Genomic DNA, 22,179 nt, shown 5'->3' on the forward strand with positions numbered 1-22,179 from the left:
AATTGGAGTTATTCTGTCTTTTTATTTTTTCTAATTCGATACACACCGTACCCAATTACGACCACAAGTAAGTAAGGAATTGCCATCAGGTAAACGATACCGTCGTTTACTGCCTGCGCCTGCTCAGCGTTCCCTTCACCTCCTAATACTGCTCTACACATAGCACATTGTGCTTCTACATTTAGAGAAAAAAAGAAAGCAAGGATAAAAAATAGTATTGTACTGCTCTTTTTCATAATTCTTTTATAAGTTTTTTAATTCAACTATTTAATAAACGTAGTAAGGAGAAATCATCAAATAGACGACAACACCAGTTATTGCAACATATAGCCAAATTGGGAAAGTGATTCTAGCAATCTTCTTATGTTTATCGAATACTTGAGCTAAGGCTCGTACATAAGTTATTAAAACCAAAGGAATGATAACTATCGACAAGATAATGTGTGTGATTAATATAAAATAATAAATATATTTCACCATTCCTTCTCCACCAAACTTAGTAGAGTCTGAAGTCATATGATACGAAACATACATTCCTAAAAAAAGGATCGAACAACCAATAGCTCCTTTCATTAGATTCTCATGCAACTTTCTATTTCCCTTCTTAATTGCAATTACAGCTAAGACTAATAACACGGCTGTAAAACCGTTAATTGTAGCATAGATAGGTGGTAAAAAACTAAGAGGCTCTACTGCAAAACCCATTCTTTTTAAATTAACACCAAAAAGAAGCGCTACAACCAGTGGAATGGCAATCGATAAAATAACGATCCATTTTTTATAACGCTGTTCTAAATTTTGATCCTTCATTTCATTTATTCTTTTAATAATATACTAATATCTTGTTGAATATCTCTAACTCCTTTTTTATCTAAACCATCGTAGTATAATATTGGATTCCCAAAATCATCACGTCTGCAACGGATATTTCCATCTTTATCAATTAGAGCAAAAAAACCAGAGTGTTCAAAACCTCCACTTGCCTTATTGTTCTCACCTGCATAAAGATTAAAACCTTTATTAGCTAAATCATATATATAATCTTTATCTCCCGTCAAGAAATGCCAGTTTGAAGATGTTACTCCTATTAGTTTTGCATGTTCCTTCAAAACCGCAGGAGTATCGTTTGCGGGATCAATAGTAATAGCTGCAATACCGAAATTAGGATTACCAAAAAATTTCTTTTCGATCAACAACATACTTTGATTCATTTTTGGACAAATCGAAGGACAAGTACTAAAGAAAAACTCTAAAACATATACTTTACCTTTATACGTTTCATTTGTAATCTTCACATTGTCTTGATTCACTAATTCAAATTTAGGTGCTGGCCCTATTTTAACTAATTTACCATCAATAGAAGCGGCAGTTTCAACCTTATCTAAACGACCTCCTTTTACAACATCCCCATTTTGAATTCGAGATATTATTTTAGGAATTGCATATATTCCAAAAACCAGAATTACAAACGAAATTCCGATATAAGCTTTATTCTTAAACATATAATTCAATTTTAAAGTTGTTTTGTAGCATTGCGATTTTTTTTAAGTGCTGCTCGATACTCGTAAAGAATAACTTTAAAATCATCTAACATCTCATTGCTTAATTCAGCAGGGTGAATGGTATTATAACCCTCTTTATATTCTTGAACTTTCTTTCTTCCTCGAAGATTTCTCTCCTTGTCAACGATATACACATTTGGAGTTCCTGAATGTACATCTAGTTTATCAACTAATTTTAATTGGTCATAAAAGGAATTTATCTCTTGAGGTGTAGCAAATAAAAAATGCCACTGAGAAAGATCTGTAATCTCGTCTAAGGAATTTAAAATATTCTGAACATCTTTTTCAGTTCCTAACGGACAAAGCATCACAAATTGCAGGTCTTTAAAAGTATGGTAACGCTGGTAAATTTTTTGATTAAGGTTAAAAAGATTACCTCTATTTTCTAAAATATTAGCACCACCAAATCCTAAGATTGTTATCTTATTGTCTAATGTAACTTTGTTACCATCTAAAGACTTCCAATCTCCAAAATCTTTAACCTTAGGCGTTATAACAGGTAGTTTAGTATAACCATTGACTCCCGAAGCGAAAAAAAGATAAGCCACTATCGGTAAGACAAAAAGAACAAAAAGAACGATATTTTTTTTCATTATAATGACAATTCTATTAAAGTGCAAAAATAAAAAAAGGTACGCAATGCGTACCCTTTTTTTTGATTAATATATTGTTAAAAATTCCATTTTATAGTTGAATCTTTAAAAACTCCATAAATATAATCACCTTCAGTCAAAAGAATGAAAAGTAAATATAAAATTAAAAATATTAGAGGATACACAACTGCAGATCTAAGAGAACTTCTTTCTCCCTCCATGTGCATGAATGCATAAACGATATAATATGCTTTATAAACTGTAAGCGCATAAAAAATCCAGTTCAGCAGACTCATCCCAAGAAAATTAGTAAAGTGTAATGAGTCTGGCTTATATATCCCCAGAATAACCTCTACTATCGTAACTAAAGATAATATTCCGAAAACTTTCCAGATTCTACTGGTATTTGATACATATTCGTGTTCGTGTGACATAACAATAATTTTTTGAAAATTAAACTAGATAGAAAACTGTAAATACAAATACCCAAACTAAATCGACAAAGTGCCAGTATAATCCGACTTTTTCGACCATTTCATAGCTACCTCTTTTCTCGTATGTTCCAATAAGGACATTAAAGAAAATAATGATATTTATAATTACACCTGAAAATACGTGAAATCCGTGAAATCCTGTGATAAAGAAAAAGAAATCAGCAAATAATTTGCTACCATATTCATTTCTAACAAGATTAGCACCTTCTACCACATAATGCGCTTGGCTCAATCTCAACATAGACTCTTCTCTAGAAAGAATTGTTTTTTGTTTCTTATCATTCAAAACCTCAGTTCTAATTAATATATCCGGATTGGCTTTAAAGCCAGCCTGAACTTCAGCTACTGAATAAGATGGCAAAGTTGCTTCACTCATAAACCAAGTTCCTTTATCCCTTGTCAATTGCCCTCTTTCTTCTGGCAATGTTGCAGCAAAGTCAGCAAGTGCCACTCGCTTTCCTTCTTTGTTAACAAACTGAAGTAAACTACCTCCTTTTGTTTCAACTGCACCATATTCCCCTTTTATAAAATTTTTCCACTCCCAAGCTTGTGAACCAACGAAGATCCCTCCACCTATAATGGTTAAAAACATATAAAGCGCCACTTTATCTTTTTTCATTTGATGACCCGCATCAACAGCCAAAACCATTGTTACAGATGAAAAAATCAAAATAAAAGTCATTAAAGCAACATAATACATCGGTGCATCTACACCATGCAAAAATGGAAAGTGATTAAACACTTCATCGGCTATAGGCCATGTTTCAATAAATTTAAATCTAGAAAACCCGTAAGCCGCTAAAAATCCAGAGAACGTTAAGGCATCTGACACGATAAAAAACCACATCATTAATTTACCATAACTTGCTCCCATTGGCTCATTGCCACCTCCCCAAGTTTTTTCTTCGCTATTCCCAGTTGTAACTGTCGATTCCATAAAAGTTATTCGTTAAAAAGTTCCCAAATTTACGTTTTTTTCTTATTTAAAGAAATATAAAAATACAAATAAATACAACCACAAGAAATCAAGAAAGTGCCAATACATTGCACCTAGTTCTATTCCAAGAGTTTGACTCGAATTGTATTTTTGTTTAAAATGATTATAAATTATAATAATCAATGAAATCAACCCACCAGCAAGGTGAGCTAAGTGCACAATCGCTACAACATAAAGAAATGTAGATGTAATTGAGCTTTCACTTCCAGTGAAATAATGCCCCGCTTTCACGATCTGATCGAAGCCTACAAATTGCAAAATCACAAACAATATCCCTAATGCTAAAGTAGCAAAAAGAAATGTAGTAGTAGCACTTTTATTGTCTTTTTGAATGGATTTTTTAGCTAAATGGAATGTAACACTACACCCTATTATAACAAGAGTACTAAAATAAAAAGCACTCGGTAATTGAAAATCTTTCAACCAGTCTACTCTCGATTTACTCACCACAAACGCACTAGTAAGACCTGCAAACATCATAGTCATACTAACCATAGCAAACAATAAGATCAATTTATATGATCTCCCCGTTCTCATTTTATGCTCTTCAGCTGTCATTGTAACTTCCATAACTATCTTAAAAATTTATCAATTATATATACAAATTGTAACAAAGTAATATACCCAACACTAACCAACATCAAGGTTTTCGCTGCTTTTGCGGTTCTTAACTTATAAAGTTTCACTGCATAAAACAACATCCAAATACCTAATAAAAATATTGCTCCGGCAGCAATAGGAGTTATAAACAACTTACCAGTATAACCTAAAGAAGGCAATAACGAAGCTATAATAAGCCATACTGTATAGAGAATAATCTGCAATGCGGTACCCTTATCTTTTTTTCCTGTTGGCAACATAAAAAAACCTGCTTTTTCATAATCTTCATATAAAAACCAACCAATTGCCCAAAAATGAGGGAATTGCCAGAAAAACTGAATTAAGAATAAGGTCCCAGCTTCTATCCCAAAGTCCCCTGTTGCAGCAACCCATCCTAACATAAAAGGAATTGCTCCAGGAAACGCACCTACAAAAACGGACAATGATGTCATCGTTTTTAACGGCGTATAGACACTTGTATATAAGAATATAGAAATCGCTCCAAACATTGCTGTTTTTGGATTGATCATATACAACAATGTAATACCTATTATGGTAAGTAAACCAGCAACCACTAAAGCTGATGTGGGAGACATTCTTCCCGCAGGAACAGGACGATTTTTAGTTCTATCCATCAACGAATCTAAATCCTTTTCGATTACCTGATTAAATGCATTTGAAGCACCCACCATACAATATCCACCGATGGCTAGCATAATCAATACCGACCATTGAAAAGGATGTTCACTATCAAAACCCAAAAAATATCCAGCAATAGCGGAAAATAAAACGCTGATAGCTAATCCCGCTTTTGTAATTTCTTTAAAATCCAAAAAAACTGTTCTAAGGGAAACTGTATTTGACATACTATTCAAGACGGTTATTATTAAGTTCTCTAAAACTGCTGCAAAGGTACAACTTACAGATAGAAATAAGAATGAAGAATTTATATTTTTTTTCAAGCGCCAAAAGTGCAAAATTCCAGACTTTTTATCCTTTAAATGAATATCTTTTTTTAAATTTCACAACTAGTTCCACAATCTCCCTAGTAATCAAAATACCAATTAAAAACATCAGCACGCAATCCTAATGTGAACCAATTAGTACTTTGGGTAAAAGTAGCAACGGTATTCTTAGTAGGATCAAAACTTCTATAGATATAACTTCCGTAGATTTTTAAATTAGTCGTAGGATTTACTAGATATCCTCCTTGAAGATCCGCTATAAAAAGAGATGTTTTATTTCCTTGCCCTACTTTCACACCACTGTCAAAAGGTCGTTTTTCATCATAATCTTTATAAATATTCCCTCCATAATTAAAACCATCTTCGGTAGTATCAAAGTCTAATCCACGAGTACCAGCAGTTATTTTTGCATCAGCAAAATACCTGCCTTTATGATAGCGAGCTATTGCGATAAACTCTTTAAAATTTCCGCCCCACTGGTGGCCTATGCTTTGATTATTGTGCCCGTAATTTGTAATTGGCTCACTATGAGAGTACATATAAGGACGCACATGATTGTATTCTAATTGCAATAATAAATTATCCATTTGGAAAGCATCATAGTATTTGACACCCAATTGATAACCATATTTATTTTTCCAACTATTATCACCAGCTTTAATATCCTCCAATGAAAATTCGTCTAATAGAAATTGACCATACAAATTAATTTTATCACTCCATTTATACTTAGCCGTCAGTCCTAGAAGCGCATTTCCTGTTCTAGCTGAAGACGCAAACTCCACTGATCTATAAAATATAATAGGATTAACAAAACTAGCATCAAAGCCTCTATCATTTGTATTGGTCCAAATAACTGATTCAAAAAAACCAAGATTTAATCTATTAGAAATATTCCAACTCAAATAATGGTTTGCCATAAATTTAGTCGCATAAGTTCTCTCCAGAGTAACTTCGGGACGCACGTCTTTCAGCCACATATAAGTATTCGTATACTTTATTTTCCAAAAATTAGTGTTTATTTTAAAATAAGGATACGGACTAGCACCATCACTTTCTAACAACGAACGGTATCCATCTCCTATAAAATTTCTTCCGTATCCTAACTGCAAATCAATATGCTTGCTTGCCGAGAATGTCAAATTAGCCTCCGCTAAAGGAAAATCATAAGAATCAGTTTTAAACCTCTTAGAAATTCCCATCCCTGGAATAATAGCTGGATTACCACCTGCAGGTCTTATTGACTCCGCATATCGATTAAAATAATCAGCAAATCGTCCTTGACTTTCAAACACAGTTGTAGAAAAGTTAAGCTTATCGCCAAGACCTCCTCTAAAATTAATCGCTCGCGTATTGACATAGGTATAAGCATCACTCTTAGAATCTTTACCTACTTGCAAATCTAATATTGGATTTAACGACAACCAGTAACCGTCTCCTTGGATTTCAACTGTATTTTCATTCCACAACTTTCTAGCCCACCAGCCGGAAACATCTTTTTTAAGTTTTTCGTTCGCTTCTCTAATATTATAATATTTTGACACTTCAGCATAGCTATACGGTTTTGAAGCAGTATGATTATTACTCCCTACCCGATTTAAGGCCCCATCAAATTGCGCATAATAACTATGCGAAAACGGAATATTTAAATGACTATCATACTCTGGATTATTGTATTTCTTATATACAATACTATCTAATTCGGTGAGCGGCTTTGTCTTTTTTTCAATTATTTCAGCTTTAGCCAATGATTCCAAAGCTCTTGTTTCAGCACTTTTTAACGGAATCGAAATTGTGATATTGTATTTTGAATAGACCGCCTTTCCATTATAAGTTGACGGAGTGATTTTAGGAAATTTAGCAAAAACTCGCTTTGCTTCCTTGACCAACTCCTCGTCAATAGCATTAACGTAGATGACTTTAAAAACACCAGTGGCATCTACCTCAAAAAGGACTTTTACATTTCCTTGAAAATTATTTTCAACAAGATTTTCTGGAACAACAAAGTTTTGGAAAACAAAATCTTGAACTTCATTATAAAAACAGTTTTCCAATTCCTGCTTCTCTAACTTTTCACAAACCGGAAAAACCGGAAAACGTTCAGGTGAATGATTTGAATCTAATAAGTTTTGGCTTTGAGAATAGGTAAAAAAAGACAGAAATGATGCAACAAAAGCGAGGAAAACCTTTTTCATATATTTTTTAATTGTAAAATTAATATCCATTATTTGTATTTTCTGCGTTCGCAATTGCTTTTGCTCCAGAAGTCCCTATTCGCTTCACCCCTAACTTTATCATTTCGACCGCCTCGTCATATGTTCGAACACCACCTGCAGCCTTAACAGACAAAGGTGTTGCATTTTCTAACATCAACTTAATAGCATGAATAGTTGCACCATTAGGCAAATTATTTTCAGTTGTATAGAATCCAGTTGACGATTTTACAAATACGAAAGAGAAATTATCTTCCTTGAAATTTGAAATAACAACATTTTTTATCAAAGCTGTCAATTGAACAATTTGCATATCATTTAAAGCAGCAACTTCGATTATCCATTTTACAACTTTATTGTTTTCGATACCAAGTTGTGTTCCTTTCAAAACCTCGCCTTTAACTAAATCAACATCGCCATTTTTAAAAGCCTCATAATTACAAACAAAGTCTAAATCATCTGCTCCGTCCTGAATTGCTTTTTCTGCTTCGAATAATTTATCGGCTATAGTCGAATTCCCCCCTGGAAAACCAATTACAGTTCCAATTTGTAAATTAGACCCAGCATCAACCACCATTTTCCTGGCTATAGCAACCATATCAGGCCGAATCATTATCAGTTTAAAATGTTCATCAATAGCTTCTTGAACAAACCCTTTGACCAGCTTAAGATTTTCATCATAATCGAGACCTGCCTGTTCCGCAGTTTTCAAACAAGTTGAATCTAAATATTTTTTGATATTCATTGATCTATTGCTTTAACTATATAATAATAGTACTGTTATAGAATGTAAAAATACATATTAAATTGGCATTACTTTAACACAACGAGATACTTTTAATAGCAAAGGTTACCATTGTCTATCTGAATTTTAATTTTTTAAAAATTACAACAAACTAAATTCGATCAAAACTGACGAAAACTAAATTATAAAATAAAAAGCAATACCGCTTTAAAACAAAAAAATCCCACCGAAGTGGGATTAGTATGTAAATCAAATTTTATTTAAGCGCTTATTTTTAAAATATAAAATAACTACAAAGACTGCTAAAAATGCTCCTACCATATTTGCTAGAACATCCATCATATCCTCTTTTCTAGTTGTAGTATATTGTCCCTGCATAATTTCTATTGTAACCCCAAAAAGAACGGAAAACAAGAAAGAAATAATATAAGGCGTATAACTAGTTGGATCCTTTATCTCTGTTCTAAAAAACAAAATCCAAAGAAACGTGAATACAAAATGAAAAAAAGCATGAACTACTTTATCCAGATTCTCAATACTCACCGCTGGTATTTTGTCAGATTGAACTAAACATAGAAAAAGAACAATCCCAGTCCACAATAAAGAAATCCAAAAAAAAATTTGTTTAAGCACCTATAAGTTCCTTGTATTGGTCACTTGAAAGTAATGAGTCGTAATCAGCAACATTTGAAACTTTTATTTTTATCATCCAACCTGCTCCATAAGGATCAGCGTTTACTGCTTCTGGAGTACTTTCTAAAGCATCGTTAAATTCCACAATTTCTCCAGCTAATGGCAAAAACAAATCAGAAACTGTTTTTACAGCTTCTACAGTACCAAAAACTTCATCTTTTTCTAAAGTTTGGTCTAAAGTTTCCACTTCAACATAAACGATATCTCCTAATTCTTTTTGAGCAAAATGCGTGATTCCCACAGTTGCAACATCACCTTCTAAACTAACCCACTCGTGATCCTTAGTATACTTTAAATCTGCCGGTATATTCATAATAAAAACGTATTGATAATTGATTATTGAATTATTGTTCCGCAAATGTAACAATCTTCTGTTCAAATACAGATTAGATTTTACAAATTAATTCCCAAAATTATATCGAAGCGTAAATCCAGATCGAATGTTTGTAAGCGGGAACGAAGTCGAGATTACTGCTTTTGAAAAGGAGTGATCATAATAGAAAATAGCAGTTAAGTTTTTACTGAAAGAATAATCAGCCGTTAATTTTAATGACCAGATATTTTGCCCACCCGCTAATTGATTATTATCATAATCGATATATCTCACGATAGTTTGGTTATTACGATAGGAGAAATCAGCTTTCATGTTGATATCCCCTTTAATTATACCCGTCGGATTATCTGCTAATCTAGAAGAAAAAATTACATCTTTAAAACGATAACCCAGACCAACCACATATTCTATCCCTTTTACTTCCGTCAATAAATTATTATCAAAACTCATGGATAACGCTCTGTCTTTTTTAATTTCAGTAAGTATCTTAAGAGAACTTTGCAGTTCAAAATCCATTCGAATTAGCGGACTAAACTGCTCTACTAAGTTGATATTAGACATGATCGTTTTATTAAAAAAGTTACCGCTGGCATCAACTCCACCAGGACTTTTATCATAATCGAAATTAGAACGGTATTGATTAATAGTATAAGAAGCCCTGTAATTGTGTTGCAAAGAGAATCGTTTAAAATTCCTTTTAAATAAATCATAACGCATCAGCCCACTATATTTTACTGCCCAGTTAGGAATAGGTACACTTCTAAAAATCCCAAGAGAAACTCCTGAAGCATCACTTCCAGAGTAAGCGGCCATAAAAGCAGGCAATAATACTGCTTGATTATTTTTACCATATCCTAACGGATACCCATCCGAATCAAGGTTGCTTGGGTTAGTAATATCAATACCTCGATCCGTAGCTAATCGATTTGCAATTACAAGTCTATTTGTCCTGAAGTCATCAAAAGCTGCAGAAGAATTTTCATCACTTGTAGAAAACGATGTCTTTATTAGCACCGTTGATATCGAAAACAGGCCGTAGGTGTAAGGTGAAAGCGAGTAATATTGTCCATCTAAAACATTGTACTGTTCTGAATAATTATTAGAATACGACCTATCAGCGGCTAAATCAATTTTTAAATCTGGAAACAAATCTACATTTGCTGTCGCCTTAAACATCTTATTAGTTACCTGAGTGTAGTTTTGGTTGAACTCCTGATAATTAGTCAGCCAACCATTTTTTGCCGCTTCATATCTAACATCATCTTGACTTCCAAATATAAAACCTAGCGATGGTCTTGATGAACCCAAGAACCCAATACTCGGGGTATAACCTGGTAAAACCGTACCACTATTCTCGGTATAATTAATCTGAATATTTTTTACACTAGTTAAAACTCCCATTAAACCGTCGACAAATTCATTGTTCTGAGCTTGTGGTTTTGCATTTGTATTCACTACTTTCTGTCCTGGTTTTGGAGCTGGAGCCGGCTGTCTATTTGTTGATTTAGCAGCGTTTCTTGTTAATCCTAAATATTTATAAAGCATGTCCATATTTAAACTAGTGTTCAAATTATTAGAACGTGCGTTTTGAACGGTATTCCCTAAATCCGGAATTCCAATGTCCTCTAATTGAGAAAAAGCATTTGATGATTTTTGCCAGTTGTAATCTCCAGTATAAGAATAATTAGCCTTCACAAAGCTAAACAATGGAATCTTGTTAATTGGTATCTCATAATTTAAAACCAACTGCTGCATGTGTTGATTTGGATCTCCAATATCCCAATAACTATCCCAAATCGTAAAACTATCAATAGGTTCGTTGTCCTCATTCAAATAGTTTTTTACAATATTACTTGATGAAGCGGTGTAGCTTAATTTCAAAGATTTTGTCAGGTCGTAATTAAATCCATATTGATAATTGAATCCAAAATTTCTTCGATACAAAGGATCAAGACCAATTCCCTGAACATCGACTTGTCTAAATTGTTGACGGTTGTATTGCCTGTTAATATTAGTATTAAAAGATATATTAGAAGGCAAATAATTAAAATTAAAATCACTTAGCAACTTCCAATAGTTGCTTTTTTTCAAGAATTCTGTCTTTTTAAATGGTTCAACTGGCTTCGGTTGAAAGCTATAAGCATAATCTACTGATGAGTTGGCTTGCTGATCGATATAATCTTCAATCTCATAATCATGTCTTTCGACTTTGTTATACGATTGAGAAAAAGTAAAATTTTCTACATCATAGACATGTTGCTTTTGCTCAGCTCCTCTTTGCTTTCTAACCCCGATAAAATTAATGCTCATTCGTTTTGTATAATCGATTGCTCTGCTCTCAATATTATCTTTCTCAGCAGCATCAGTTGTATTATCCAATAACTGTTTTAGTTTGATATCTTGATTAAAAGGATCGTATTCTGGAGAAATAATTTCTTCCCCAATGGCGTAATTAAACGGTAAATTAACACCCCATTTTGAAGGTAATAGTTTACCCAAATTAACATTTGTCACAATATTATATAGTTGGATATCTTCACGATTTCTTTCGTTTGGTCCTTGTTCTAAGGCTCCAAAACCAATAGTGCTTTTCTTTCCTGTCGCAGATACTGTAGCAAAATCAGCAAGATTAGAGTCTATGTTTAACACAGCTGCCATCCCTCCTTGATTATCCATATCTGCTAAGCGAAGTTCATTGAACCAGACTTCCCCTTTTAAATCCTGATGCGTTTCATTGCTTTTCACCCCTACCATCAAAGTTCTAACTAATCCAAAATTCGGATTTCCTTTAATCCCTAATCTCAATTTACCATCACCGTCACCACCAGGTCGACTAACATCATCATCTGAGTAATAAATCCCACTAAGAGGCAAATCATTTGGATTCACGCTCATGGCTTGAATCTTCAATTGCGTCAATAAAGACAATGCCAAATCGATTTCGTTTTCTTCTGGCCACACTTCCTCAGCAGTCAGTGGACCACAATTTGATGTTCCAGAGGCAGAAGGAACAGTCACCTTTAAAGGAATTTCGATTTGGTAAAAATTCTGCGTAAAATCATTTCCAAAACGAATAAATCCTACCATTTGATTGTCTCTAAGCACCGTTTCATTTGGTAATGATTCCGCATGTAAAAACATTTTTAGTTTTTTAAATTGTCGCATGTCAATACTAACATTTTTAAAAACTGCCCTCGAATCTTCAGTTTCTAGTCCATCACCTGAAACTCTTAACGACAAGGATTGTTCGTTTTGATTAATAAGCGTATTATTATTGTACAATTGCTCTCGCTGCACACCCGGAGGGGCGATGTAATTAATAGGACATCTTTCATTATTTTCTTGCACATTAACAGCTGAGACGTCAAATTCAGTTCCATCATCAATTACATTTGTATCGTTGAAGTCAAGCGTATTTGTATACCTTCTCCATTCTCCTCTTACTAAATCTAGTGACCCGAAACGAACCGTCACTTCCTGATCAAAGCCGGTCATAAACATCCTCATAAAACGAATCGAGCGGAAATCGGAAATATTTCCTATTGTATTCTGTGGTTGCGTAACAGGAATTTTAAACTGAATCCACCTTGCATCTGTTATTTCGCCATTAGCTAAAGTAACCTGCGTATCTCTAATATCGGTAATATAATTTTGTCCAATAATTGGATTTGGCTTTACATCGATGCTGTATTCATAATAAGCATTGATGGTATTCATGGTGTTATCTCTATTAATATCCTCTACATCTGGAACTGTAGACGAACCTCTGTTAGCACTATTGATATCTACATCAGAGTTTCCTTCTACTCCATTATATTTTTTATAACGATTTAAAATACTACCGGTAGTATTCAAATAATAGGTATAATTATCAGCCGCTGGATCTAATTCAGAAGCAAAATTTGTGTACACTCCACCTTCATTAGCATCGGACAATCCGTCTAAACCTATATCTTGATTCGCTCGATTATTAGCATTGGCATCAAAGGCATAGATTAAAGATTGTGAAGCAGGAACATCTCCCCAAAGCGGTCTTGGATTAACCACTATTTGATCAGGTCCAAGTCCATTTTCATATTGTTTTCTTCCATCTTTCAAAATATCTTCCGATATTTCACCTAAATTGAAATATAACTTTCCTGCATTATTTTGAGGAATCGCTCCTTTACCTACATAAGGATCCATCACCCAAAATTGAATGTATTCTACATTTCCTTGTTCGAAATTAGTAGCATTTAAAGACCTCATAATCCCTCCAAAATTACTTTTGGGATCTGCAGCAAAATTTATATTGTTATTATAAGCACCACGTTCGGACGGATAGTAACTTAAATCCATAGTATTGATGACTTGCGATTGCCCTTGCGCAATGTCGGTCAAAGGATAAAGCTCTTCACTAAAAACCCTTCTTGTTGTATTAAATGACAAGTCGTCGGTAGAAATTCCTGAAGGTTTTTGCGTGTAAAATACTGGATCAATCGAATACCACGATAGTCGAGATCTTTTAAAACCATAACTTAAATCATTGGCATTGCCATTAAAATCATAGCTACTTCGCGTATTTCTTTCCGGAGTTGACGATAAGCTCCAGGCGTAGGCAGAACGCATGTCTATGGTGGTTTGAGAACCTTCGAAATCATCGACATAAATAGTGGATTCACCTTCAAACTGATCCGCTTTTGGCGAATCTGGTTTTAGAAATGCTATTTCTCCTCTTACAGAAAGGTTGGACGGTACATCAGTATCGACGTTAGGCAACATATTCACTAATCTGGTTAGAAAAGGAACTTCAGTAGAAAAGTTAGTATTGAATCCAAAAATAGTATTATTGACTGATTCCTGACCAAAACTCGATTTCTGAGTAAATGGTTTTTCAGTCATTTTTAAGAAAGTACCGCCCACCAAAAAATTATCTGAAATTTTATGCTCCACATTTACTCCCATAAATCGCCTGGTTTGCTGCCCGAAAATAGAGTTGTTTTCTAAAGAAACATTAATTGGCGTATTTGAAGCCTGAAGTGAAGGATCTAATATTTGAACTCTCCCTAATTGATAATTCACACTATAATCAATTCCTTCTACTAGAATTCTTCCGCCGGCTGTTACAACAACAGATCCCTGAGGCACATTGAAAGCTCCAATGGGAATTCCTTCGCCACCCGAGGATTTATACTTTCCTCTTAATAGAAATTTGTTTTTATCACTGTCCTGTAAAGCACCAGATTGTGTATTTCGATACATGTTTCTAAAAACATATTTCTTTTGATTTGGATTGTATGTACTGGCATCGTTATAATTTTCAGTTGAACCAGTATTCGATAATTTAGAAAACAACAATTCCCCAAAAGGTTCTTTGGTTGTAAATATTAATCGCCCATTTTGAGAATCGATAGTAATGCCTTGCATAAAATCAAAAAAACCATCACCACCCGTTTGTGGATCGTTATTATAATTTAACTTATCGAGGTTGAAGACTTTTAATAATGGCGTTTCTGCAACTCGATTATTTGGAGCTGGGTTTGGAGGAAATGGACTCCCTGGTACTTCAGTGATATAATTTAACGGAGATGGATCAGTATAAAGTATATTAAACCTAAAATCTTCTTGTTTTACCTGATAAGCACCAGGAATCTGATAAATATTTTTCATCATCAAATTCCACACTGGGTTTTTAACATTGGTCAAATTGCTTTTCAGCATTTTCAAAATTAAACTTTGCGTGATAATAGCCTGATTTGAAGGACTGTCACCCGTTACAACCGTTGCGTCTATTCCATCACTCCCAAATTCTCCTACTTGGTATGCCTTATCACCAATAGTATATTGATAAGCTACCGCTAAAACTTCGTCATTAGCCAGTCTTTGTTGCAAGGAAATATAGCCCAATTGTGCATTATAGGTATACTCATTAGAATTTAATTTTCTTGCATTTTCTAATTTTGAATAATCTTGCCCTTCACTTACAGTAACATTAAATCCTGATCTTGAAGTTACGATTTCGCGAATATTTTTATTCAATAAACCTGTTCCTGTTAGAATTTGCGCAGGATCATAATCATTGTTTGAGTTATCAGATGGAGTGTCAAAAGGATTATTAAACATTCCTGTGGAAGGATCTAAAACCACCACTTCATTATCTGGAATCCCTGACAATTGTCCTTCCCCTAAATCTTGAAGTGCAATAATATTTCTTAAATTATTAGAAGTAGTATTTACGCGGGTTTGTTTATTAGTAACCCAAATCTCTAATCTTGATATTTGAACTCTGCTATCAATAACCGGATAGTTTTTTAAGGAAGCATCGTATTTATTTCTAAAATATTGAGAAAGAAAAAAATGTCGATCATTATCATAATCAAGGGCATAAATATCAAAATCCTCTATTGTACCTCCGCCTTGTGCTACCACACTTTTTGTCTGTGATTTTTGTTCAGAAAACACGCCCGTCACTGTTGTTTTTCCAAACTGTAGTTGGGTTTTTACTCCAAATAAACTTTGCGCACCTCTAATTAAAGAACTATTTAAAGGCATGCTTACGTTTCCAACTTCAATTTTTTGAATAATATCATCCTCAGAAGGAGTGTATTCCAATTTCATTAAATTCTGAAATGCAAAAGTGGATTGCGTATCATAATTCGCATTAACATTAAGCCTTGTGCCTACTTTTCCCATTAAACTCATGCTTATCCTTTGATTAAAATCAAAAGATAAATTAGACCTATTTCTTGGAGAAAACGAGGGATTATCTTGCTTTGTGTAACGCATACCTAAGTCCATTTCAACGGAACCAGTAGGTTTAACATCGATTGTATTACTACCAAAAATGGATTCAAAAAGATTAGAATTCACGTAGTATTTTGGTAATAAATCTTTTTTAGCGACTTCACTACCCTCTTTTTTACCATCAATAGCATCTGTCTTTTGTTTAAAATAGTCTCTCATGGACTCTTTAAGCACTAACTTTTCATACTCTTTTGGCGTTAATATAATGGGGTAATTAATAGAAAATCCATCAACTGAATTAGTATAAATATACCTGTCCGTAACAGGGTCATATGTATACGCTGACAAGATACTTTGTGGATCTTTTATCTGAACCTTCCCTAAAGAAAAACCAGTTTTTGTGGTATCTTGACTTTGCTCATTTACCTGAGCTACAGACACGAAACTGCAAAATAAAACAATCAAAAAAGTACAAATTTTATGCATACAATTCGTGTTACTATGTTTGATTTATAAGTTTTTTAAAGCCTTTTTTATGATCGACTCCACAGAAGCTTCTGGATCTTCTTTTACAATTTTTTCAATAATTTTTTCTGATGTTTTTCTAACAAAACCTAAAACCTCCAAAGCTGATAACGCTTCATCTCTGTTTGTATTGCTTTGCGACATTGAAACTTCATCTAAATCATACAATTTCAGTATTTTATCTTTTAAATCGAGAATTACCCTTTGAGCGGTTTTACTCCCAATTCCTTTAATCGATTGAATCGTAACTACATCACCTGATCCTATTGCATTTGTAATTTGTTTTGGATCTAAGGAAGATAGCATCGTTCTGGCAATACTAGCTCCAATACCTGAAACGGAAAGCAACAATTTAAAAATCTCTCTTTCTGATTTTTCAACAAATCCAAATAAAGTATGCGCATCCTCTTTAATTTGAAGATAAGTATAGAGTTTAATAAAATCAGTTGCTGGAATTAATGAATAAGTATGTAAGGAAATATTCACTTCATACCCCACACCAGCACAATCAATTACTACTTGCGTAGGTGTTTTTTCAACTAGTTTACCTTGTAAATGTGCTATCATTGAATCTTAAATTTATTCCAAAAAAAAAGCTTACCACAATCAAAAATCATGGTAAGCAATATAGCATTTAATTTAATTATTTTTTTTCTTTTGTTTCTCTTGTGCATCAATAACTGCGATTGCCGCCATATTGACCATTTCCTCTACACTTGCACCAAGTTGGAAAATATGAACAGGCTTACTCATTCCCATCATAATAGGCCCTATAGAATCGACTTTATTCAACTCTTTCAATAATTTATAGGTAATATTTGCTGATTCAAGGTTAGGGAAAATTAAAGTATTAACTTTTTTTCCTGCTAATTTAGAAAACGGAAATTTCTCTTTTAACATCTCTGGGTTCAAAGCAAAATCTGCTTGTAACTCGCCATCAATTACTAATTCAGGATGATGTTCATGTAGATAAGCTACCGCTTCTCTTACTTTGGCAGCGCCAGCACTACTAGACGAACCAAAATTAGAGTAAGAAACCATTGCTATAACTGGCTCTACTCCAAACATTTTCGCCGTTTTTGCTGTCATAATCGCAATTTTAGCTAATTCATCTGCCGTTGGGTTAATGTTTATTGCTGTATCTGATAAAAACATTGGACCACGAGCAGTCATCATAATATTTGTAGTAGCAACTATCGAAGCTCCTACCGCTTTATCAACTAATTGCAACATTGGTCTAACTACCGAAGAATAGCTTCTAGAATGTCCAGTAACTAATCCGTCGGCCTCTCCTTCGTTCACCATCATAGCGGCGAAGTAATTGCGTTCCCGCATTAATTTTTGAGCATCATAGAAAGAGATTCCTTTTCTTTTTCTAGATTCCCAATACGTAGTTGCAAATCTATTGCGCCTCGCATCTTCTTCTTTTATTTTAGGATCAATAATCTCTATATCGGCATCAAAACCTAATTCTTCTTTTAACTCTAATATAATTTCTTTGTTTCCAAGTAAAATAGGATGTCCGATTCCTTCTTCTAAAACAATTTGAGCCGCTTTTAAGACATCCAGATGATCAGCTTCAGCAAATACAATTCGCTTCGGCTCCATCTTCGCTCTATTAGTTATCAAGCGAACCATTTTATTATCGTTACCCAATCGGTCTAGTAAACCTTCTTCATATTTATCCCAATCCGTTATTGGATTTAAAGCCACTCCAGAGTCCATTGCTGCTTTTGCAACAGCAGGAGCAACGATAGTAATTAATCTTGGGTCAAAAGGTTTTGGAATAATATATTCTCTACCAAAAACTAATTTAGTTTCACCGTAAGCAATGTTAACTTGTTCTGGTACTGATTCTTTTGCAAGTGACGCCAGGGCTTTTACTGCAGCCATTTTCATCGCTTCATTAATTTTTGTTGCACGAACGTCTAACGCGCCTCTAAAAATATATGGAAATCCAAGAACATTATTCACTTGATTAGGATGGTCAGACCTTCCTGTTGCCATGATAATATCTTTACGTGTATCCATAGCCAAGTTATAGTCGATCTCTGGATCTGGATTAGCCATTGCAAAAACGATTGGGTTATCGGCCATTCCAAGCAACATTTGTGGCGTCATAATATTTCCTGACGACAGGCCTAAGAAAATATCACAGCCTACTAATGCTTCCTCGAGAGTTAATGGTGCAATATCCTTAGCGTATTTTAATTGCATTTCTGACAATGCAGGATTGTCTTTAGTCAGCAATCCTTTACTATTAAACATTAAAATGTTTTCCATCTTAACACCTAATAGAATATATAAATCAGCACAAGCTAATGCAGCTGATCCTGCTCCTGAGACAACCATTTTTACATCTTCAGCTTTCTTACCTGCTAATTCCAAAGCATTTATCAAGGCTGCCGATGAAATAATAGCTGTTCCATGCTGATCATCATGCATGACAGGAATATTCAATTCTTCTACTAATCGACGTTCAATTTCGAAAGATTCAGGAGCTTTTATATCTTCTAAATTAATCCCTCCAAAAGTTGGCGCTATATTCTTAACAGTTTGAATAAATTCTTCAATATCCTTTGTACCAATTTCGATGTCAAAAACATCAATATCAGCAAATATTTTAAACAACAAACCTTTTCCTTCCATAACTGGTTTAGATGCCTCAGGTCCTATATCTCCAAGACCTAAAACTGCGGTACCATTTGTAATAACGGCAACTAAATTTCCTTTGGCCGTATATTTATAGACATTATCAACATCTTTTGCAATTTCTAAACAAGGCTCAGCCACACCTGGAGAGTAAGCAAGAGATAAATCTCTTTGTGTTGCATATTTCTTAGTAGGTACTACTTGAATTTTCCCTGGAGTTGGCTTTGCGTGATAAAGCAATGCCTCTCTTCTTTTACTGTTTTTATTCATTATTTTACATTTTATTGTAGTAGACAAAGATAGAAGACTTGATTTAAAAAGCAGGTATTTATCTTTATCTTTTATAGAAAACCAATCAAATTGTGCTAAAAATTAAATAGCCACAACGATTGCGGCTATAATAATATTTTGTATCTGCTTGAGTCTACACTTTTGTTCCACTAATATAAGAATCTAAGTGCTGAATTGTTTCTTTTTGCACTTCTATAATCGACTTTACAACATCTCCAATAGAAATAACTCCTAAAACGGATTTGTCGTCCACAACCGGTAAATGTCTGATTCGCTTTGTACTCATCAATTCCATACAAAAATCGAGGTTGTCCGATGGTTTCACAGTAATCATATTACGCTCCATGATTTCGTGTACCAAAGTGTCCTTCGAGGCTTTATTCTTCAATACAATTTTTCGAGCATAATCCCTTTCAGAAAGTATTCCTTGAAGTCGATTATCTTCAATTACTAAAACAGCACCAACATTCTTCTCGCCCATTACTTTTAAAGCCTCATACACCGTGATGGTCGAAACTATAGAATGGACATCATGTCCTTTAATGCTTAATATTTGATTTACAGTCATATCGAAAGGTTTAACTTGACCATAAAGTTAAAAAAAATAGAATATAAACGCTGTTTTTCTTAAAAAAAGTATAATTAAATCAGTTTTAACAAATAACTTAAATACTAATTCTAAAATAAAAACATGTACAGCATCAATAAATACTGTAACATTTTCACTAAAAAAAACTAAATTAACGTCTAAAAATACCCTTACTTTAAGAAATCTATATTTCGTTTCAACCCCGTATATTTCGACCTCTTTAAAGGAGAATCCTTAAATACTGCTTTAAAAGTCTCTTCGGTTACTTCATCCCAATCTTTTTTAGACATCGAAAGAATCTCGGTATTCGGATTAAATAAAGGTTCGTTATGTGGTTTTGAAAACTTATTCCATGGACAAACATCTTGGCAAACATCACAGCCAAAAGCCCAATCATCAAACTGACCTTTCATCTCCTGCGGAATATTTTCTTTTAATTCGATAGTAAAATAAGAAATACATTTGCTTCCATCGACAACATAAGGTGCTACAATTGCCTGAGTAGGACAGGCATCGATACAAGCAGTGCAAGTACCGCAATGATCCGTTGTGGCAAAATCATAGTCTAAATCTAAATCAACAATAAGTTCTGCTATAAAATAAAACGAACCTACTTTTTGAGTTAATAGATTGCTGTTTTTCCCTATCCAGCCCAATCCACTTTTGGCAGCCCAAGCTTTATCCAGAACAGGAGCTGAATCAACAAAAGCACGACCAGCAACCTCGCCGATATTCTCCTGAATAGAAAACAGCAATTCTTTAAGTTTATCTTTAATTACATAGTGATAATCTGTACCATAGGCATATTTCGAAATCTTATAGGAGTTTTCAACTTGCAAGCTTTCAGGATAGTAATTCAATACTAACGAAATTACACTTTTAGCACCATCAACCAGCAATGTAGGATCTAATCGCTTGTCAAAATTATTTTCCATATAGGACATTTGTCCATTATGATTATTATTCAACCATTTTTCAAGCCTAGGCGCCTCTTGTTCAAGAAACCCCGCTTTAGAAACACCACAAGATAAAAATCCGAGGCGTTTGGCTTCGGATTTAATGAATTGCGTGTATTTTGACTTTGAAGTAATAATAATTATTTAAAGATTTGTACTAACCATATTTTAAGAATCTAAAAATCAAAAAAGATTTCCTTGAATATTTGTATTAACTTTTCCTAAATGTTTGTAGGCTTTGTCCGTTACTTCACGCCCACGTGGTGTACGCATGATAAAACCTTCTTGAATAAGGAAAGGTTCATAAACTTCTTCAATAGTCTCACTGCTTTCTGATACGGCTGTCGCCAAAGTAGAAAGCCCAACAGGTCCGCCTTTGAATTTATCAATAATGGTATTCAAAATTTTATTGTCCATTTCATCGAGGCCATGAGCATCGACATTCAAAGCTTTTAAAGCGTATCGAGCAATCTCTATATCAATTGTTCCATTTCCTTTAATTTGGGCAAAATCACGCACACGACGCAATAAAGCATTCGCAATACGAGGTGTTCCCCTACTTCTTCCTGCAATTTCTATTGCCGCTTCCATTGAAATTGGCATTTTTAATATTGAAGCACTTCTTTCCACAATTGTCGTTAGCAGTTCTGCAGTGTAATATTGTAATCGAGATGATATTCCAAAACGAGCACGCATTGGTGCTGTCAAAAGTCCCGAACGAGTTGTTGCTCCAATTAAAGTAAATGGGTTAAGATTGATTTGAACAGTCCTAGCATTTGGACCTGACTCAATCATAATGTCAATCTTGAAGTCCTCCATTGCAGAATATAAATACTCTTCAACAATAGGACTTAAGCGATGAATTTCATCAATAAACAAAACATCACGTTCTTCTAAATTTGTCAAAAGTCCGGCTAAATCACCTGGCTTATCTAAAACAGGCCCTGAGGTAATTTTTATTCCCACTTGTAATTCATTAGCTAAGATATTAGCCAAAGTCGTTTTACCTAATCCCGGAGGTCCGTGAAAAAGAGTATGATCTAAAGCTTCATTTCTCTGATTTGCTGCTTCCACAAAAACTTTAAGGTTTTCCAATATTTGATCTTGACCTGCAAAATCATTAAAGGACAAAGGTCTAAGTTTTTTTTCGAGATCAAATTCTTCAGAATTGTACCCGTTAGTTGTTGGATCTAAATTTTCATTCATGTAACAAAGATAGCAAAGCAAATTCTAATTATAAATTATAT

At 34.0% G+C, this 22,179-nt stretch carries 18 protein-coding genes; all 18 read right to left on the minus strand.

All coding sequences use genetic code 11. The annotated features are described in order from the left end of the window. Positions 1-8: 8 nt before the first annotated feature. Positions 9-236: a hypothetical protein gene (locus E0F98_RS01855; RefSeq protein ID WP_132108634.1), complete on the minus strand. Its 228-nt coding sequence runs from the start codon at positions 234-236 to the stop codon at positions 9-11. 31 nt (positions 237-267) lie between these two features. Next, entirely contained in the window at positions 268-810 is a 543-nt protein-coding gene (locus E0F98_RS01860) for a DUF420 domain-containing protein (RefSeq protein ID WP_132108635.1), read from the minus strand. A 5-nt stretch (positions 811-815) separates the two neighbouring features. Then, positions 816-1,502: an SCO family protein gene (locus E0F98_RS01865; protein ID WP_132108636.1), complete on the minus strand. Its 687-nt coding sequence runs from the start codon at positions 1,500-1,502 to the stop codon at positions 816-818. Positions 1,503-1,513: 11 nt separating this feature from the next. Next, entirely contained in the window at positions 1,514-2,155 is a 642-nt protein-coding gene (locus tag E0F98_RS01870; protein WP_132108638.1) for a hypothetical protein, read from the minus strand. Between the two features lie 77 nt (positions 2,156-2,232). Beyond that, on the minus strand, positions 2,233-2,589 hold the full coding sequence (locus tag E0F98_RS01875; protein ID WP_132108640.1) for a cytochrome C oxidase subunit IV family protein: 357 nt from the start codon (positions 2,587-2,589) through the stop codon (positions 2,233-2,235). Between the two features lie 19 nt (positions 2,590-2,608). Beyond that, complete coding sequence (locus E0F98_RS01880) at positions 2,609-3,586, minus strand: cytochrome c oxidase subunit 3 (RefSeq protein WP_132108642.1); 978 nt, start codon at positions 3,584-3,586, stop codon at positions 2,609-2,611. Positions 3,587-3,628: 42 nt separating this feature from the next. Then, entirely contained in the window at positions 3,629-4,216 is a 588-nt protein-coding gene (locus E0F98_RS01885; RefSeq protein ID WP_132108644.1) for a cytochrome c oxidase subunit 3, read from the minus strand. Between the two features lie 2 nt (positions 4,217-4,218). Then, positions 4,219-5,121: a heme o synthase gene (cyoE, locus tag E0F98_RS01890; RefSeq protein ID WP_207917082.1), complete on the minus strand. Its 903-nt coding sequence runs from the start codon at positions 5,119-5,121 to the stop codon at positions 4,219-4,221. 170 nt (positions 5,122-5,291) lie between these two features. Beyond that, a complete protein-coding gene (locus tag E0F98_RS01895) occupies positions 5,292-7,406 on the minus strand; it encodes an energy transducer TonB (protein WP_132108646.1) in 2,115 nt (704 codons plus the stop codon). 19 nt (positions 7,407-7,425) lie between these two features. Then, the gene (deoC, locus tag E0F98_RS01900) at positions 7,426-8,169 is read right to left on the minus strand and encodes a deoxyribose-phosphate aldolase (RefSeq protein ID WP_132108648.1); all 744 of its coding nucleotides are present in this window, start codon (positions 8,167-8,169) and stop codon (positions 7,426-7,428) included. Between the two features lie 249 nt (positions 8,170-8,418). Then, entirely contained in the window at positions 8,419-8,712 is a 294-nt protein-coding gene (locus tag E0F98_RS01905; RefSeq protein ID WP_243699183.1) for a VanZ family protein, read from the minus strand. An 82-nt stretch (positions 8,713-8,794) separates the two neighbouring features. Further along, the gene (gcvH, locus tag E0F98_RS01910; RefSeq protein ID WP_132108652.1) at positions 8,795-9,175 is read right to left on the minus strand and encodes a glycine cleavage system protein GcvH; all 381 of its coding nucleotides are present in this window, start codon (positions 9,173-9,175) and stop codon (positions 8,795-8,797) included. A gap of 87 nt (positions 9,176-9,262) precedes the next feature. Then, positions 9,263-16,405, minus strand: coding sequence for a T9SS outer membrane translocon Sov/SprA (gene sov / locus E0F98_RS01915; RefSeq protein WP_132108654.1), 7,143 nt, complete (start codon positions 16,403-16,405; stop codon positions 9,263-9,265). Positions 16,406-16,429: 24 nt separating this feature from the next. Beyond that, positions 16,430-17,011 (minus strand): Holliday junction branch migration protein RuvA, encoded by a 582-nt coding sequence (gene ruvA, locus E0F98_RS01920; protein WP_132108656.1) that lies wholly within the window; start codon positions 17,009-17,011, stop codon positions 16,430-16,432. 72 nt (positions 17,012-17,083) lie between these two features. Then, positions 17,084-19,366: an NADP-dependent malic enzyme gene (locus E0F98_RS01925; protein ID WP_132108658.1), complete on the minus strand. Its 2,283-nt coding sequence runs from the start codon at positions 19,364-19,366 to the stop codon at positions 17,084-17,086. A 154-nt stretch (positions 19,367-19,520) separates the two neighbouring features. Beyond that, positions 19,521-19,955 carry a CBS domain-containing protein gene (locus E0F98_RS01930; protein ID WP_132108660.1) on the minus strand — a complete coding sequence of 145 codons (435 nt, stop codon included), beginning with the start codon at positions 19,953-19,955 and terminating at the stop codon, positions 19,521-19,523. A gap of 191 nt (positions 19,956-20,146) precedes the next feature. Next, positions 20,147-21,070, minus strand: coding sequence for a tRNA epoxyqueuosine(34) reductase QueG (gene queG / locus E0F98_RS01935; protein WP_132108662.1), 924 nt, complete (start codon positions 21,068-21,070; stop codon positions 20,147-20,149). A 45-nt stretch (positions 21,071-21,115) separates the two neighbouring features. Continuing rightward, complete coding sequence (gene ruvB, locus E0F98_RS01940; RefSeq protein ID WP_132108664.1) at positions 21,116-22,138, minus strand: Holliday junction branch migration DNA helicase RuvB; 1,023 nt, start codon at positions 22,136-22,138, stop codon at positions 21,116-21,118. Positions 22,139-22,179: the final 41 nt, after the last annotated feature.

This window comes from Flavobacterium hiemivividum, from assembly GCF_004349145.1.
Classification (GTDB): Bacteria; Bacteroidota; Bacteroidia; order Flavobacteriales; family Flavobacteriaceae; genus Flavobacterium; species Flavobacterium hiemivividum.